Origin of the sequence: Streptomyces sp. AV19 (assembly GCF_015999245.1) — a bacterium.
Taxonomy (GTDB): Bacteria; Actinomycetota; Actinomycetes; order Streptomycetales; family Streptomycetaceae; genus Streptomyces.
The window spans coordinates 1,097,997-1,113,095 of record NZ_JAEAMR010000007.1; the positions used below are offsets into that span (position 1 = coordinate 1,097,997).

The window sequence follows — 15,099 nt, forward strand, 5'->3', positions numbered from 1 at the left end:
CGGACAGGGGGCGGGCGGTGACCGCCGAGGACGGGGAGGCTCTCCGTCCCGTTGAACCGGAGAAGGTCCCGGAGGAATTCGACGCGGGTGACGAGGAGGGAGACCCCCTCGCACTCCGTCTGGAGGCGCTGATCCTCGGCGCGGAGCGGCGGTACACCCCCTTCCAGGCCGCCCGCGCGGCGGGCGTCTCCATGGACCTGGCCGCCCGGTTCTGGCGCGCCATGGGCTTCGCCGACATCGGCCAGGCCAAGGCGCTCACCGAGGCGGACGTCCTCGCGCTGCGGCGGCTGGCGGGCCTGGTGGAGGCGGGGCTGCTGAGCGAGCCCATGGCCGTGCAGGTGGCGCGCTCCACCGGGCAGACCACGGCCCGGCTCGCCGACTGGCAGATCGACTCCTTCCTGGAGGGCCTGACCGAGCCTCAGGAACCGGGCCTGACCCGGGCGGAGATCACCTATCCGCTGGTCGAGCTGCTCCTGCCCGAGCTGGAGGAGTTCCTCGTCTACGTCTGGCGCCGCCAGCTCGCCGCCGCGACGGGCCGCGTCGTCCAGGCCCAGGACGACGCGGAGATGGTCGACCGGCGCCTGGCCGTCGGCTTCGCCGACCTGGTGGGCTTCACGCGGCTCACGCGGCGGCTGGAGGAGGAGGAACTCGGCGAGCTGGTCGAGGCGTTCGAGACCACGGCGGCGGATCTGGTCGCCGCGCACGGCGGCCGCCTCATCAAGACCCTCGGCGACGAGGTCCTTTACGCCGCTGATGACGCCGGGACCGCCGCCGAGATCGGCCTGCGGCTGATCGAGACCCTCGGGCACGACGAGACCATGCCGGAGCTGCGCGTCGGCATCGCGTTCGGGACGGTGACGACGCGGATGGGCGACGTCTTCGGCACGACGGTCAACCTCGCGAGCCGGCTGACGTCGATAGCGCCGAAGGACGCGCTGCTGGTCGACAGCGCGCTCGCGGAGGAATTGGCGCGGAACGGGGACGCGCCGAAATCGGAGGCGGAGGTCGGGGCGGGTGCCGGGGCGGGGGACGAAGGCACGTACCGGTTTGCGCTGCAGCCGATGTGGCAGCGGCCGGTGCGGGGGTTGGGTGTGGTGGAGCCGTGGCTGCTGACGCGGCGGGGGTGAGGTTGCCCCCGGCCCGCCTCACCGTTTCCGCAGCAGCGGGTGTCCTCAGGCGCCGGACAGGCTGAAATGCGGGACTGGGGTGCCCCGCACCCGGGTATGGCTAAGCGCCGCGTCCCCGTGCATGATCGGTTCATCCGCAGCGCAGCGCCGAGAGGATGAACCGATCGTGAGCGAGCAGCAGTCGCAGCATGAGCAGCGCCACGGCGAGTACGTCGTCGTCCGCACGCACGAGAACGGCCACGTCGCCGAACTCGTCCTCGACCGGCCGAAGGCCATGAACGCCGTCTCCACGGCCATGGGCCGCGCCATCGCCGAGGCGACCGCCGCGCTCGCCGCCGACACCGCCGTCCGCGCCGTCGTCCTGACCTCCACCCACGAGCGGGCCTTCTGTGTCGGCGCCGACCTCAAGGAGCGCAACTCCTTCTCCGACGCCGACCTCGCGCGCCAGCGCCCGCACGCCCGCGCCGCCTACACCGGCGTCCTGGAACTGCCCGTGCCCGCGATCGCCGCCGTGCACGGCTTCGCCCTCGGCGGGGGCTACGAGCTCGCGCTCTCCTGCGACCTGATCGTGGCGGACGAGACCGCCGTCGTGGGCCTGCCCGAGGTGTCCGTCGGCGTGATCCCCGGCGGTGGCGGCACCCAGCTGCTGCCGCGCCGCGTCGGCGCCGCCCGCGCCGCCGAGCTGATCTTCGGCGCCCGGCGCGTGGAGGCCGCCGAGGCGCGGGAGTTGGGGCTGGTCGACCGGGTCGTGCCCGCGGGCCGCGACCGGGAGGAGGCGCTCGCCCTGGCCGCCCGGATCGCCGCCCACTCGCCCGTCGGGCTGCGCGCCGCCAAGCGGGCCCTGCGGCTGGGCCACGGCCTGGACCTGCGGGCCGGGCTGGAGGTCGAGGACGCCGCCTGGCGCTCGGTCGCCTTCTCCGCCGACCGCGCCGAGGGCGTGGCCGCGTTCAACGAGAAGCGCACGCCCGACTGGCCCGGCCTCTGACAGCTCGTCCGGCTCGGCCAGCGGAATGCGCGCGACGTTCCTACGCTGGAGGTGCGAGGGCCGCCGCGCACGGCGGGGAATGTGAGGCTCGGGTGGTGGACCACGGGGAGCACGACGACCGCCTGGCCGCGGTGGTGGCGCTGGCCCAGGCGATGGCGGCCGAGCCGGACCGGCTGGGTGGCGCGACGGCCGCGGCGGAGGGGGCGCTGCGCGCCCTGCGCGGCAGTTTCGCCGCGGTCTCGGTGTGGGAGCGCGAGCGCGGCCGGCTGCGCGTGCTCGTCAACGCGGGGGAGCTGGACGGGGACGAGGAGCGGCTGCCGGCCGACGAGTCGTATCCGGTGCACAACTTCCCGGAGATCGCCGAGTTCCTGCACGAGGAGTGGGTGGGCGGGCGCCCGCACGCCTGGGTGGAGCGGGCGGACGGCCCCGACGAGTGCGCGGCCTACACGGCCCACCGTGTCGCCGCCCTCCGGCGCCACCGCCGCGGCAGCTGTGTGATCGCGCCGATCGTGCTGCACGGGCGGGCCTGGGGCGAGCTGTACGTGGCGCGGCCGGAGGGCGCGCCGGTCTTCGACCGCAAGGACGCGGACTTCGCGACCGTGCTGGCGGCTGTGACGGCGGCGGGGATCGTGCAGACGGAACGGCTGGAGGAGGTCCGCAGGCTCGCCTACACCGATCCCCTGACCGGGCTCGGCAACCGGCGTGCCGTCGACGCCCGGCTGGACGAGGCCGTGGAACGGCACCTGGCGGAGGGCGTGGTCGTCAGCCTTGTGGTGTGCGACCTCAACGGGCTCAAGCACGTCAACGACACGCTCGGGCACGCGCAGGGCGACCGGCTGCTGGAACGTTTCGGGTCGCTGCTGTCGCTGTGCGGCGCCCGGCTGCCGGGGGCGCTGGCGGCGCGGCTGGGCGGGGACGAGTTCTGCCTGCTGAGCGTCGGTCCGCCGGCGGACGAGGTGGTGCGCGCGGCCGAGGAACTCTGCCTGGCGGCGGGGAGGTTGGAGCTGGGCGAGGGGGTCGCGTGCGGCATCGCGTCCACGGGGGATCCGATCGGGGAGGTGCGGACCGCCCGGCGGCTCTTCCGGCTCGCGGACGCGGCGCAGTACCGGGCGAAGGCGGCGGGGTCGCGCAAGCCGGTGGTCGCGGGGCGGGACGGGGGGCTCGCGGACCCGGTGGTCCGCCTTGCCGATCGGCCGCCGCGGCCGCCGGCGGCGGAGCGGCGCCGCTTCCGCGGGCGGCGGGGGTAGGTTTCCCCGCCCCGCCCTTTCACCGTTTCCCCGGGGCGGGCCCCCGGACCCCGGACCGCGCTCCGCGCGGTGGCGGGGGCTTCGCCCCCTGCACCCCGAGCGGGGCTCCGCCCCCGTACCCCGCCGGGGGCTTCGCCCCCTGCACCCCCTGCCGGAGCTTCGCCGCCTGGACCCCTGCCGCGGCTGCGCCCCTGGGCCCATCGGGGGGCTTCGCCCCGGACCCCGAAGCGCCCTTCGGGCGCTGTCCTCAAGCGCCGGACGGCTGGTGCCCCGGTCCCGCCCTTTCACCGTTTCCCGGGGAGACCCCCCGGACCCCGTCCGCCCTTCGGGCGGAGTCCTCAAGCGCCGGACGGGCTGGATTGGCGCGCAGAACCCAGCCCGTCCGGCGCTTGAGGACGAACGCGGCGGAGCCGCGTTGCCCCGCGCGGAGCGCGTGAGAAACGGTGAAAGGGCGGGACCGGGGCACAACTCCCCCCACCGCGGCGTTGCACTGAACACCTGGGCAGCCTCACCTAGTGACACGCGACGATTCAGTCTCTAGGGTGCCTGAATATGGATATGCAGATGCAGGGCGAAGTGGTGGTGGGCACGTCCGGAACGACCGCGGACGACGTAATCGCCGTGGCACGCCACGGCGCCCGCGTCGTCGTGCCCGACGAGACCCTCGCCGCCGTGGCCGCCTCCCGTCGGATCATCGAGGACCTGGCCGCCAAGCCGGATCCCGTCTACGGCGTCTCCACCGGCTTCGGCGCCCTCGCCGTCCGCCACATCAGCCCCGACCTGCGCGCCCAGCTCCAGCGCAACATCGTCCGCTCGCACGCCGCCGGCATGGGCCCCCGCGTGGAGCGGGAGGTCGTCCGCGCCCTGATGTTCCTGCGCCTGAAGACCCTCGCCTCGGGCCGCACCGGCGTCCGCCCGGTCGTCGTCGAGACGATGGCCGCCCTGCTCAACGCCGGGATCACCCCCGTCGTCCACGAGTACGGCTCCCTCGGCTGCTCCGGCGACCTCGCGCCGCTCTCGCACTGCGCGCTCACGCTCATGGGCGAGGGCGAGGCGGAGGGCCCGGACGGTATCGTCCGCCCCGCCGCCGAGCTGCTCGCCGCGCACCGCATCGGGCCCGTCGAGCTCCGCGAGAAGGAGGGGCTCGCGCTGCTCAACGGCACCGACGGCATGCTCGGCATGCTCGTCATGGCCTGCGCCGACCTCGCCCGCCTGATCACCTCCGCCGACATCACCGCCGCGCTCTCCCTGGAGGCGCTGCTCGGCTCCGAGAAGGTTCTCGCGCCCGAGCTGCACACCATCCGCCCGCACCCCGGCCAGGGGACGAGCGCCGCCAACATGCTGGCCGTCCTGGCCGGTTCGGGCCTCACCGGCCACCATCAGGACGAGGCGCCGCGCGTCCAGGACGCGTACTCGATCCGCTGCGCGCCGCAGGTCGCGGGCGCCGGGCGCGACACCCTCGCGCACGCCCGCCTGGTCGCGGACCGCGAGCTGGCCGCCGCCGTGGACAACCCGGTCGTCCTGCCCGACGGCCGCGTCGAGTCCAACGGCAACTTCCACGGCGCGCCCGTCGCGTACGTCCTCGACTTCCTCGCGATCGCCGCCGCCGACCTCGCCTCGATCGCCGAGCGCCGCACCGACCGGCTGCTCGACAAGCACCGTTCGCACGGCCTGCCGCCGTTCCTCGCGGGCGACCCGGGCGTCGACTCCGGCCTGATGATCGCCCAGTACACGCAGGCCGCCCTGGTCAGCGAGATGAAGCGGCTGGCCGTGCCCGCCTCCGTGGACTCGATCCCGTCCTCCGCCATGCAGGAGGACCATGTCTCCATGGGCTGGTCGGCGGCGCGCAAGCTGCGCACGGCGCTGGACGCGCTGGCCCGCGTCGTCGCCGTGGAACTGGTCGCCGCGACGCGCGCCGTCGAGCTGCGCACCGGCCTGACGCCGTCCCCGGCCACCGCCGCGGTGCTGCGCGCGGTGCGCGAGGCGGGCGTGGAGGGTCCGGGGGAGGACCGGTTCCTCGCCCCCGACCTGGCGGTCGCCGAGGCGTTCGTCCGCTCCGGGAAGCTGATCGAGGCCGCCGAGGGGGAGACCGGCCCGCTGGGCTGAGGCTCCGGCCGCGGCCGTCAGGCGTTGTGCGCCGTGCGCGACCGGCGCACGGCGACGGTCACCAGCGCGCCGCCCGCCGCGAGGAAACCGACGCCGCCGAAGACATACGGCGTGGTGTCCACGCTGCCGGTGTCCGCGAGGCGGGTGCCGGCCGAGGCGTCCCGTGCCTTCTCCGGCACCGCGTGCCGGGAGGGCGGCGAGGGGTGCTCCGGGGAGGGGGTCGCGTTCGCGGTCGGCACCAGCCATCCCGCGCACAGCAGCGCTCCGGCGGCGACGGCGGTCAGCAGCGGGCGGCGTGCGGTCACGGCGCATCCCCTCGGCGGAGCTCGGGAACTTCGGGGCGGGCGGGGGCAACGGAGTTGACCACCGCTCGTGGAGCGGTGTCGCGGATCCCGGCGCTCCCGGTGGACGCTTCCGACGGACCGTCAACGGACCCCGACCGAACAGATGGTAGTGACCCGTACGGGTGATGGGGAAGCCGCGGGCCGACCGGAACCCGTACGGGGTCCGCGGGCCCGGAGCGGACCCCGGCTTGGGCGGGAGCGCCTCTAGGGTCTTTACTGGGGTCTTTACCGGCGTGGTCTTCCCCACACTTTTCCCGTTGGTGGAACGGGCGATTCGGGTCGGGCGTTCCCTAGTGCATGACCGGGACGGCCGGGCACCTGTGGGGCGCCCCGGACGGTGGCGGGGGAGCCGAGGGGCGGAGGCGCCTCCGCGGCCCGGTTCCGGGATGTCGGGGTCCAGAGCGATGGAGATGCGTGTGATGAAGGACGGCAAGCGCCGCAAGGGCCTGGTGGCCGCGGCCGCCGTGCTCGGTGGTGTGCTCACCCTCGCCGCCTGCGGCGGCGGAGACGGCGACGACGGCAAGGGCGCGTCCGGCAAGGACAAGCAGAGCAAGGTCGACGCCGCGGCCGCCCAGGAAGCCTCCAAGGCGCAGATCAAGATCGCTACGGAGACCGGCAAGGCCAACGTCGGCGTCGCCGCGGACCAGGCCAAGGTCACCGTCAAGGACGGTGAGCTCGTCAGCGTCAAGATGACGTTCACCGACGAGAAGACCGGCAAGCCCGGCCCGGTCGAGGGCGAGCTCTCGGCGGACAAGAAGTCCTGGCAGCCGAAGAAGAACCTCGAGCGCTCGACCAAGTACCAGATCGTCGCCGAGGCCAAGGACAGCGAGGGCCGCAAGGCCGTGGCGAACTCGTCCTTCTCCACCGTCTCGCCCAGCAACAGCTTCATCGGCTCCTTCACCCCCGAGGACGGCTCGACCGTCGGCGTGGGCATGCCGGTGTCGATCAACTTCGACAAGCCGGTCAAGGACCGCAAGGCCGTCCAGTCCCACCTGGAGGTCACCTCCAGCAGCGGGCAGAAGGTCGTCGGCCACTGGTTCAACGACCAGCGCCTGGACTTCCGCCCCCAGGACTACTGGAAGGCGAACTCCGAGGTCACCCTGAAGATGAGCCTCGACAAGGTCGAGGCCGCCCCGGGCATCAAGGGCATCCAGAACAAGACGGTCAAGTTCCGGATCGGCCACTCCCAGGTCTCCACGGTCGACGCCAAGACCCACCAGATGACCGTCGTCCGGGACGGCAAGGTCGTCAAGACCATCCCGATCTCGGCCGGCGCCCCGGCCAACCCGACGTACAACGGCCGGATGGTGATCTCCGAGAAGTTCAAGGAGACCCGGATGGACGGCTCGACCGTCGGCTTCACCAAGAGCGACGGCAAGGGCGAGTACGACATCCCGGACGTCCCGCACGCCATGCGCCTGTCCACCTCGGGCACGTTCATCCACGGCAGCTACTGGGGCGGCGGCGTCTTCGGCAACGAGAACACCAGCCACGGCTGCGTGGGCCTCAAGGACGAGAAAGGCGCCAACGACCCGAACACGCCGGGCGCCTGGTTCTTCAACAACTCCCAGATCGGCGACGTCGTCGTCGTGAAGAACTCCGACGACCGGACGATCGACCCGGACAACGGCCTCAACGGCTGGAACATGGACTGGCAGCAGTGGGTCAAGGGCAGCGCCACCGGCGCCTGATCCTCTGATTCCCTGATCTCCTGATCCCCGTTCGTCCCGCCGGGCGGCGGCCGCCGAGCACCGCGGCCGCCGCCCGGCTTTTCGCGTCGTAAGAAGCGTCATGAGTGGCGTCATGGGCGGCGCATGAGTGGCGCATGAGTGGCGTCATAAGCAGCGTCGTAAGAAGCAAGGAAGCAAGGAAGCGCATCCATGGGCAAGCGCAAGGAACCGCCCGCCGAGGCCGAGCTCCGCGAGGCCGTCGAGGCGGCCGTGCGGGGGCTGCGCGCGCTGTCCGCGGCGGACGCCGAGGACGCGGCCGACGCCTCGGCCTCCGCGCTCGCGGCCTCGCCCGAGGGGCCGGAGGCCCTCGGCCGCGCGCTGCTGCGCGCCGCCGAGGCGGAGGTGCGCGCCGCCTGGGAGCGCGGCTGGCAGCCCGCGGACGCCGTCCGGCTCGCCCGGCGGGACGCGGCGCCCGCCGCCGCCCGCTTCGTCGTCGACGCCGTCGCGGCGGAGGCCCGCCGGTACCCGGCCGGTGCCTTCGGCGCCCGCTGGGCCGGACAGCTCGACGCCCTGTCCGCGACGGTGTGGTGGGGCGGCGACGGCGCGTTCCTCGACGGCTTCGCGCGGCGCGAGCGGATCGGCCGCTTCGAGGCCGTCGCGGTGGCCCTGACGGCGCTGCGGCTGGTCGCGGTCCTGCCGCGCGTCGAGCCGGTGGGCCCCGCGCCGTCCCGCTCCGGACGCCCCGCCGTCCTGCCCGTCTCCGCCCCGCCGAAGGCCCTCGGCCGGATCCGGGCGCTGCTCGCCAAGGCGGAGTCCACGGACTTCCCCGAGGAGGCCGAGGCGTTCTCCGCCAAGGCGCAGGAGCTGATGGCGCGGCACTCCATCGACGCGGCCCTGCTCCCGGACCAGGACGCCTCCGCCGACGGCCCGAGGGCCTGCCGGCTCGGCGTCGAAGGGCCCTACGAGTCCGCGAAGGCGCTGCTGCTCGGCGCGGTCGCCGAGGCCAACCACTGCCGGGCGGTGTGGTCGGCGGAGTCCGCCTTCTCGACGGTCGTCGGCTTCGACGCGGACCTGGAGCTCGTCGAGCTCATGTACACCTCGCTCCTCGTCCAGGCCGACACCGCCATGCGCCGCGCGGCCGACGCCCACCATCAGGGCCGCCGCTCGCGCCGCACCCGCGACTTCCGCGAGTCCTTCCTCATCGCCTACGCGTCCCGCATCGGCGACCGCCTGTCCACCACGGCCCGCGACACGACGGCCCGCCAGGCCCCCTCGGAAGTCCTCCCCGTCCTCGCCGCCCGCGAGCTCGCCGTCGGCGAGACCACCGAGCGCCTCTTCCCCGCCATCACCTCCCACCGGCTGCGGGGCCGCGACGCGGAGGGCTGGGCCCGGGGGCGGGAGGCGGCGGACGAGGCGCGGTTGCGGTAGGGCCTAAGGGCGTTGAACGGCCGGGACGCGGGTGTGGCCTGCGCCCTCGCCGGCGCGATCCGCCAGGTGGGGGCGCTGGGTACCGCCCTGTTCGACACCGTCGCCGTATCGGCGAAGGCCGGGGCGGAGGGTGTGGTCCACGGCTACGCGGTCGTCCTTCAGCCGGTCGTGGAGCCCGTTGCGGCGTTCCTCGTCACCGCCTCGGCGGACGAACTCGACGCGCAGGGCGGGGAGATGGCGCCGCGCCGATCCGGGCGGGCCCCGCCGCCGCGCCGCCCCCGGCCCGTTCCTCGGCGGTGGCATCCGGCACCCGGCCGCCGCGTCCGGCCAGCGCCCCCGTGATTCCCATCGGCACCGCCAGGACCACCAGCGCGATCAGCCCCGCGGTCCAGGTGCCGGTGAGGTCGCGGGCGGCGCCGAAGGCGACGGGGCCCGCGGCGGCCAGCAGGTAGCCCACGCACTGGGACATCGCGGACAGCAGCCCCGCCTCGTGCGCGGTGCGGGCGCACAACGACATATAGGCGATGCCCAGGGAGAGCACGGCCCCCAGGCCGAGGCCCAGCAGGACGGCCCACAGCACGGCCGGCGTCCCGGCCGGCGCCGAGAGCATGCCGGCGAAGGCCGCCACGCACAGCGCGGTGCCCGCCAGGGCCAAGTGGCTCTGCCGGCGCGAGCGTTGGGCCCATATCGGCACCAGCAGCGAGGTGATCACGGCGGATCCCATGCAGACCGCCAGCAGGACACCGGCGCCGCTCTCCGAGCTGCCGTGGTCGACGGCGAACGACGGCAGCCACGTGGTCGCCGTGTAGTACAGCAAGGACTGGAACGCGTAGAACAGGGCGACCGCCCAGGCCAGGCCGCTGCGCCACATCGAGCCGCCTGCCCGCGCGGGGACCGCCGGCCGCTCCCGTCGGCGCCGGAGCCGCGGTGCCCACACCGCCAGCGCCACCATCGCCGGGACGCTCCAGAGGGCGAGGCCGCCGGCCCACGACAGCGACAGCGCGTCGCGCAGCGGGACGGTCGTGGCGGCCGCGACCGCGCCGCCGCCGACCAGCATGGTGGTGTGCAGGCCGGACATGAGCCCGACGCGGTGGGCGAAGTCCCGTTTGATCAGCGCGGTGATGACGACGTTGGCGACCGCCACGGCGGTGCCGGCCAGGAACGACCCGGCGAACAGCGGGAGCGGCGCCGGGACGAGACGTACCGCGGTGCCGCAGAGCAGCACGGCCAGCACCGCGACCAGTGTGCGCTCCATCCCCCAGCGGCGGGCCAGCCGGGGCGCGAGCGGGGCGAAGACGCCGAAGCAGATCAGCGGCAGGGTGGACAGTGCCCCGGCGCCGCCGTTGGACAGGCCGGTGGCGTGCCGGATCTCGTCCAGCAGCGGGGAGACCGCGACGATGGCGGGCCGCATGTTGATCCCGACCAGCAGGACCGCGAGGGCGTAGGGGAGGAGGTGGCGGGGGGTGGCTCGGGTGAGGGGCTTCGTTTCGGGGGGTGTCGTTTCGGGAGCGGGACGTGGGATCACGGATCGTCCTTCCGAGGGGGCGAAGTCGCCCTGTCGGGGGAGTGGTTGGCCGGGTGGCGACCGGTCGCGTCCGGGGGCAGCGACGGTTGCACGGTCGGCCCCGGGCGTCCAATAAAGCCCCTCTATCGATCACTAGTTGATCGCTAAGAGGGCAGGTCGGATGCCCTCCCGCGTCCGACGTGGTGTGCGTCACCGCACCCGGAGGCTTGCTTGGACTCTGTCTAAGTTGCAACCCTGTCCAGGGTGGGTGCTACGCTCGTGGCACCTGAGAAAAGTCACGCTTGGGGCATCTTTGTCATGTTTGTGCTGCCGAGGTGGGAGGGTGAGTGATCGAGCATGCGCGCTGCGACGACGGGTCCTCGCCGGTCGTCCTTTCCGGCCTGCTGCGCCGCCTGGAGTACTTCGTGGTGGTGGCCGACGAGCTTCACCTGGGACGGGCGGCCCGGCGCTGCGGGGTCAGCCAGCCCACGCTCTCGCATCAAATGAAGGTGCTGGAGCAGGAGTTGGGGGTCGAACTGCTGCGCCGCGACAGCCGCCGGTTGTCGCTGACCCCTCAGGGCGGGGCGCTGCGGGAGGAGGCGCCGGGGCTCCTGGAGCGTACGTACTCGATCAAGGGCCGGATCAGGGACGCGGCCGCGCGCCATGTGCGCCCGGTCCGGGTCGCGTTCAGCGGCTCGGGGCATGCCCTGCGGCAGAGGGAGATGGTCGCGGAGTTCCGGGCGCGCGACGGCGTGCCGGTCTCGGTGGAGTCCGGCTGGTCGGCGCGGAATGTGGAGCTGGTCCGTACGGGGCGGGTCGACCTCGCGTTCGTCAGGCCGCCCCTTGAGGCCCACGAGGCGGACGGCCTGCGGATGGCCGTGGTCGGCGAGGCGGAACTCGTCCAACTCCGCCCGGGGAGCGCCGCCCCGGCCGGGACGGACCTGCCGCTCGTCATGTGGCCGCGCCCGCTCGCGCCCGGCCTCCACGACAGGATCGTGGAGGCCGCCCGGCGGGACGGGCGCTCCCCGCGGCTCCTGCGGGAGGAACCCGACGACGTGAACGTGGCCGCGGCGGTGGCCTCCGGTGCCGGAGTGGCGTACGTGGACCGCGGTGTGGCCGAGTGGCTGAGCCGCGGCGCGGATGTCGGCGTCCGCGCGCTGGGGACGCCGGCGCCGCGCACGGAGATCGCCGTGGCTTGGCGCGACGGCCTGGACGAGGACGTGGCGTTACGTTTCGCCGCCGCGTGCCGCCGGATCGGCTGCGCGCCCAACCCCCGTCCCGCACAGGAACATTGAAGGAGAAAACGAACCATGAACTGCTACGACTGCCACACCGCCGACGGAGCCGGCACCCCCGCCGTCGCCGTCTGCCACGGCTGCAACTCCGGCCTCTGCCCCGCCCATCTGCGCGTCACCCGCCCGGAACTCCACCGCCCGAACGGCGTGGGCGTCTCCCACGGCCCCGTCCGGGCCCGCCGGCTGTGGTGCGCCACGTGCCACGCCGCCTTCGCCCCGGTCGGCCCGGTCGCCCCGGTCAGCTGAGGGCGTACACCTCCATCAGCCTGACGAGGGTCCGCCCCTGCATCCCGTCGATGGCACACGCGTAGTACTCGCAGCCCCACCCCTCCACCGTGGCACTGGCCCCCTGAGCCCCCAGCGGCCCACCCATCGCCGTGAACCCCACGGGCGTACCGGCCATCTGGTACCGCAGTGTGGCCGCCCCGGACTCCCACGGAAAGTGGACCGAGTCGACCCGGAACGTGTCGGACTCCCCGGGACGCAGCACGTGCCCCTTGCCCGGCGCCCGCTCGAAGGAGCCGATCACGTCCCTGGACGTGAGCACCAGGGAGTGCATCGTTTCGTTGGCGACCGTGACCTCGTAGTGCTCGCACTCGGGTCTCGGGCATCCGGTGGCTATGGCCATGTCCCTGAGCTCGGTCAGGTAGTCCTTGTTCATAGGGCCAGGGTGGGAGGGGAGGCACGCCCCCGGGGTCGGCCGATCGTCGGTCCGGGCGGTGGAGCGAGGCGTCCTGCCCCTGGCAGCCGGCCTCCTGCCCGATCGCCGGATGGCATCGGCGAGCCATTGCCGCGCGGGTAGCTCCCGGTGGCGGTCGAGGGCCGCGAGGGCGAGGTCCCGCTTGTCCGCGAGAAACGCATTCGTGGAGATCGCCGGGCATGGGTGAGAATCTCTTGGTTCGCTCGCATACCAGGAGATTCATGCACAAGCGTCTGCCCCTGCTCGCCGTCTGTCTTGCGGCCGCCGCTTTCGGCGCCTCGGCGTGCGGCCCGTCCGAGGACAGTGGCCCGACCGCCTCGGCGGCATCGGCGTCCGCGTCCGCTTCCGCCTCGGCTTCCCCGGCCGGGAGCCCGTCGGCGACCCCCGAGGAAGTGCGCGGCCTGACAGGGCTGTCGGCCAAGCTCTACCTCAGGACGATCCGGAAGAACTACCCGGATCTGGACCGCATCGGCGACGACGTGCTCGTCACCCACGGCAACGCGCTCTGCGTCACCCGCGGGCAGGCCTTCGTCGACCAGGTCAAAAAGACCAAGCAGGAACTGGAGCTCACCGGGAAGCAGGCTTCCCGGGTCCTCGGTACCGCACACGGCTACTGCGGCAGGGACGTATTCGGAACGGGGAAGGACTAGGGCCGGCCGGTCCGTACCGCATCGAGCAGGGGGTCCGTGGCGCCTTCGGTAACACCGGGCTTCGCCCGGAAAGGCGGCTTCGGCCTCGGCGGGGGCATCGCCGATGAGCCGTTCGGCAACTGGCGCCCCGGCCCGCCGACTTCGGGGCGAAGGCGCCGAGCAGCCGCCTGCCGGGCGTCACCTGGGCTTCAGCCCTCCGCCGGCGCGACCCCCACCGGGCAGGAAACCCCCGTCCCCCCGATCCCGCAGTACCCCGCCGGGTTCTTCTCCAAGTACTGCTGGTGATATTCCTCGGCCCAGTAGAACGGCCCCGCCGGGCGGATCTCCGTCGTGATGTCGCCGTAGCCCGAGGCGCGGAGGACGGACTGGTAGGCGTCGCGGGAGGATACGGCCGCCGTTTGTTGCTCGGGGGTGTGCGTGTAGATCGCCGAACGGTATTGCGTGCCGCGGTCGTTGCCCTGGCGGAAGCCCTGGGTGGGGTCGTGGGACTCCCAGAAGAGCTTGAGGAGGGTCGAGTAGGAGACGAGGGACGGGTCGTGGACGACGCGGACCACTTCCGTGTGGCCCGTCAGGCCGCTGCAGACCTCGTCGTAGGTGGGGTACGGGGTGTGGCCGCCCTGGTAGCCGACCAGGGTCGTCCACACGCCCTCCGCCTGCCAGAACTTGCGCTCGGCGCCCCAGAAGCAGCCCAGCGCGAAGTCGGCCACCGCCAGGCCCCCGGGGTACGGGGCGGCCAGCGGCGTGCCCAGGACCGTGTGGCGCTCCTGGAGGGGGAACTCCGGCTCCGGGCGGCCCCTGAGGGCCTGCTCGGGGGTGGGCAGGCGGTTCGGGAACATCCGGTTCTCGCTCTCCTCGGCTTCAGCGGTTCTTCGATGAGAACGTACGGGCGGGGCCGGGGATTCCGGACCCGGCCGGTGCGGCCGGTCAGCGGCGGTCCCGCAGGGCGCCGGAGCCCACGATGGCCGCGTCACGGTAGAGGCAGAAGGCCACCGCCTCCTTGGTGGGGTAGTGGGTCCACGGCACGGCCGCCACGTACCCGTCCACCAGCCGGAACTGCTCGACGGCCTCCGCGTACCGCTCCTGCTTCGTCAGGATGTACGCCAGCAGGTGACGCGCCTCGGCCAGCCGCGGGTGGTCCGGCCGGCACGCCGCCACGTCGATCAGGGCGGCGTCGACCATGGCGGTGAGGTCCACCGAGCGGAAGGCGACCTCAGGGGGGTCCTCGTCGAGGTGGTCGTGCCAGTGCATCAGCGGGAGCATGGTCATCAGGTTGCCGGGCGGGGCCGTGCGCGCCGTGCCCCACGCGAACTCGCGGACCAGCTCCTCGGAGCCGTGCCACCTCGGGTACCAGTACAGGAGCGCGCTCGCGTGGGCGTCGAAGAGGTACGGGGCACGGGCGGTGACCTCGGCCCACAGCTCCCGCATCCGCTCGTGCGACGCGCCCGTGCCCTTCTCCAGCGGGATCCGGGAGGCGTACGGGGTGGGGTCGTCCGGCGCGGCCAGGGCGGCGGCACGGTCGAAGTCCTCGCGGGCCTCGTGCAGCATCCGGTGGAAGCCCGTGAACTGCTCGGCCGTGGTGTTCTGGGCCCAGGCCGTGCCCCGGACGTTCCATGCCACGATCACCTTCGCCTCCGCCTTGACGACCGCCGCGCCCGGGTCGTCGGGGCGTGCGGCCTCCCAGGCCCGGAGCCAGGCGTCGTCCTCGGCCGCGGCATGGGCGATGATCCCGACCAGCGCGGAGCGCCGCTCCCAGTCGGTGCCCGTGGCGTCGAGCGCCCGCGCGGCGGGCTGCCAGTCGCCCCGGGCGAGGGCCCCCTCTATGGCGTCGGCCTCGGGGTCCGCGAAGGACCGCCCCGTGTGCTGCCGCTCCGGCGGCAGCCAGCCGGCGGCGGCCAGCCGGGCGGCGGACGGCGCGACCGCGCGCCGTCTCCTCCTGATCCAGAGGAAGAGGGACACGGCGAAGACGATGATGGCCAGCAGCATGGGGGGAAGTGATCCGATCGAGAGGCGGTAAAAAATCGAGGGGCAGTAAAAAAGGGGCAG

At 73.7% G+C, this 15,099-nt stretch carries 14 protein-coding genes; 9 read left to right on the forward strand and 5 right to left on the reverse strand.

Annotated features, from left to right (window positions below):
• Positions 1-17: 17 nt before the first annotated feature.
• From I5Q34_RS14650 to hutH, 4 genes are all read left to right on the forward strand, one after another.
• Positions 18-1,127 carry an adenylate/guanylate cyclase domain-containing protein gene (locus tag I5Q34_RS14650; RefSeq protein WP_277965541.1) on the forward strand — a complete coding sequence of 370 codons (1,110 nt, stop codon included), beginning with the start codon at positions 18-20 and terminating at the stop codon, positions 1,125-1,127.
• 121 nt (positions 1,128-1,248) lie between these two features.
• The gene (locus tag I5Q34_RS14655) at positions 1,249-2,112 is read left to right on the forward strand and encodes an enoyl-CoA hydratase/isomerase family protein (protein ID WP_374193013.1); all 864 of its coding nucleotides are present in this window, start codon (positions 1,249-1,251) and stop codon (positions 2,110-2,112) included.
• Between the two features lie 152 nt (positions 2,113-2,264).
• Positions 2,265-3,359 carry a GGDEF domain-containing protein gene (locus I5Q34_RS14660; RefSeq protein ID WP_199892964.1) on the forward strand — a complete coding sequence of 365 codons (1,095 nt, stop codon included), beginning with the start codon at positions 2,265-2,267 and terminating at the stop codon, positions 3,357-3,359.
• A 552-nt stretch (positions 3,360-3,911) separates the two neighbouring features.
• Positions 3,912-5,465: a histidine ammonia-lyase gene (gene hutH, locus I5Q34_RS14665; RefSeq protein WP_199892613.1), complete on the forward strand. Its 1,554-nt coding sequence runs from the start codon at positions 3,912-3,914 to the stop codon at positions 5,463-5,465.
• A 17-nt stretch (positions 5,466-5,482) separates the two neighbouring features.
• On the opposite strand, the gene I5Q34_RS14670 is transcribed toward hutH, so the two are convergent.
• The gene (locus tag I5Q34_RS14670; RefSeq protein ID WP_199892614.1) at positions 5,483-5,770 is read right to left on the reverse strand and encodes a hypothetical protein; all 288 of its coding nucleotides are present in this window, start codon (positions 5,768-5,770) and stop codon (positions 5,483-5,485) included.
• A 443-nt stretch (positions 5,771-6,213) separates the two neighbouring features.
• Between I5Q34_RS14670 and I5Q34_RS14675 the strand changes: the two genes are divergently transcribed.
• Both I5Q34_RS14675 and I5Q34_RS14680 read left to right on the forward strand, forming a co-directional pair.
• Positions 6,214-7,500: an Ig-like domain-containing protein gene (locus tag I5Q34_RS14675; protein ID WP_199892615.1), complete on the forward strand. Its 1,287-nt coding sequence runs from the start codon at positions 6,214-6,216 to the stop codon at positions 7,498-7,500.
• Positions 7,501-7,689: 189 nt separating this feature from the next.
• Positions 7,690-8,907, forward strand: coding sequence for a DUF2786 domain-containing protein (locus tag I5Q34_RS14680; protein ID WP_199892616.1), 1,218 nt, complete (start codon positions 7,690-7,692; stop codon positions 8,905-8,907).
• A gap of 193 nt (positions 8,908-9,100) precedes the next feature.
• On the opposite strand, the gene I5Q34_RS14685 is transcribed toward I5Q34_RS14680, so the two are convergent.
• Complete coding sequence (locus tag I5Q34_RS14685; protein ID WP_199892617.1) at positions 9,101-10,432, reverse strand: MFS transporter; 1,332 nt, start codon at positions 10,430-10,432, stop codon at positions 9,101-9,103.
• A gap of 326 nt (positions 10,433-10,758) precedes the next feature.
• On the opposite strand from I5Q34_RS14685, the gene I5Q34_RS14690 reads away from it, so the two are divergent.
• Together I5Q34_RS14690 and I5Q34_RS14695 are read left to right on the forward strand one after the other, a co-directional pair.
• On the forward strand, positions 10,759-11,706 hold the full coding sequence (locus I5Q34_RS14690; protein ID WP_199892618.1) for a LysR family transcriptional regulator: 948 nt from the start codon (positions 10,759-10,761) through the stop codon (positions 11,704-11,706).
• A gap of 15 nt (positions 11,707-11,721) precedes the next feature.
• Positions 11,722-11,952, forward strand: a complete 231-nt coding sequence (locus I5Q34_RS14695) for a DUF2180 family protein (RefSeq protein ID WP_199892619.1) — start codon at positions 11,722-11,724, stop codon at positions 11,950-11,952.
• Here I5Q34_RS14695 and I5Q34_RS14700 read toward each other — a convergent pair.
• Positions 11,945-12,367 (reverse strand): hypothetical protein, encoded by a 423-nt coding sequence (locus I5Q34_RS14700; RefSeq protein WP_199892620.1) that lies wholly within the window; start codon positions 12,365-12,367, stop codon positions 11,945-11,947. The two genes, I5Q34_RS14695 and I5Q34_RS14700, sit on opposite strands and share 8 nt — an antisense overlap.
• A gap of 260 nt (positions 12,368-12,627) precedes the next feature.
• Between I5Q34_RS14700 and I5Q34_RS14705 the strand changes: the two genes are divergently transcribed.
• Positions 12,628-13,056 (forward strand): hypothetical protein, encoded by a 429-nt coding sequence (locus I5Q34_RS14705; protein ID WP_199892621.1) that lies wholly within the window; start codon positions 12,628-12,630, stop codon positions 13,054-13,056.
• Positions 13,057-13,244: 188 nt separating this feature from the next.
• Here the strand turns inward: I5Q34_RS14705 and msrA are convergent, their stop codons facing one another.
• Both msrA and I5Q34_RS14715 read right to left on the reverse strand, forming a co-directional pair.
• A complete protein-coding gene (gene msrA / locus I5Q34_RS14710; protein WP_199892622.1) occupies positions 13,245-13,892 on the reverse strand; it encodes a peptide-methionine (S)-S-oxide reductase MsrA in 648 nt (215 codons plus the stop codon).
• 88 nt (positions 13,893-13,980) lie between these two features.
• Positions 13,981-15,039, reverse strand: a complete 1,059-nt coding sequence (locus I5Q34_RS14715; protein WP_234428765.1) for a hypothetical protein — start codon at positions 15,037-15,039, stop codon at positions 13,981-13,983.
• Positions 15,040-15,099: the final 60 nt, after the last annotated feature.

What these genes read in the sequence shown, in the direction of transcription:
- hutH (WP_199892613.1), top strand. Translation starts at nt 3,912, where the DNA reads ATGGATATGCAGATGCAGGGCGAAGTGGTGGTGGGCACGTCCGGAACG.
- msrA (WP_199892622.1), bottom strand. Translation starts at nt 13,892, where the DNA reads ATGTTCCCGAACCGCCTGCCCACCCCCGAGCAGGCCCTCAGGGGCCGC.
- I5Q34_RS14655 (WP_374193013.1), top strand. Translation starts at nt 1,249, where the DNA reads ATGATCGGTTCATCCGCAGCGCAGCGCCGAGAGGATGAACCGATCGTG.
- I5Q34_RS14705 (WP_199892621.1), top strand. Translation starts at nt 12,628, where the DNA reads ATGCACAAGCGTCTGCCCCTGCTCGCCGTCTGTCTTGCGGCCGCCGCT.
- I5Q34_RS14700 (WP_199892620.1), bottom strand. Translation starts at nt 12,367, where the DNA reads ATGAACAAGGACTACCTGACCGAGCTCAGGGACATGGCCATAGCCACC.
- I5Q34_RS14680 (WP_199892616.1), top strand. Translation starts at nt 7,690, where the DNA reads ATGGGCAAGCGCAAGGAACCGCCCGCCGAGGCCGAGCTCCGCGAGGCC.
- I5Q34_RS14695 (WP_199892619.1), top strand. Translation starts at nt 11,722, where the DNA reads ATGAACTGCTACGACTGCCACACCGCCGACGGAGCCGGCACCCCCGCC.
- I5Q34_RS14715 (WP_234428765.1), bottom strand. Translation starts at nt 15,039, where the DNA reads ATGCTGCTGGCCATCATCGTCTTCGCCGTGTCCCTCTTCCTCTGGATC.
- I5Q34_RS14675 (WP_199892615.1), top strand. Translation starts at nt 6,214, where the DNA reads ATGGAGATGCGTGTGATGAAGGACGGCAAGCGCCGCAAGGGCCTGGTG.
- I5Q34_RS14660 (WP_199892964.1), top strand. Translation starts at nt 2,265, where the DNA reads ATGGCGGCCGAGCCGGACCGGCTGGGTGGCGCGACGGCCGCGGCGGAG.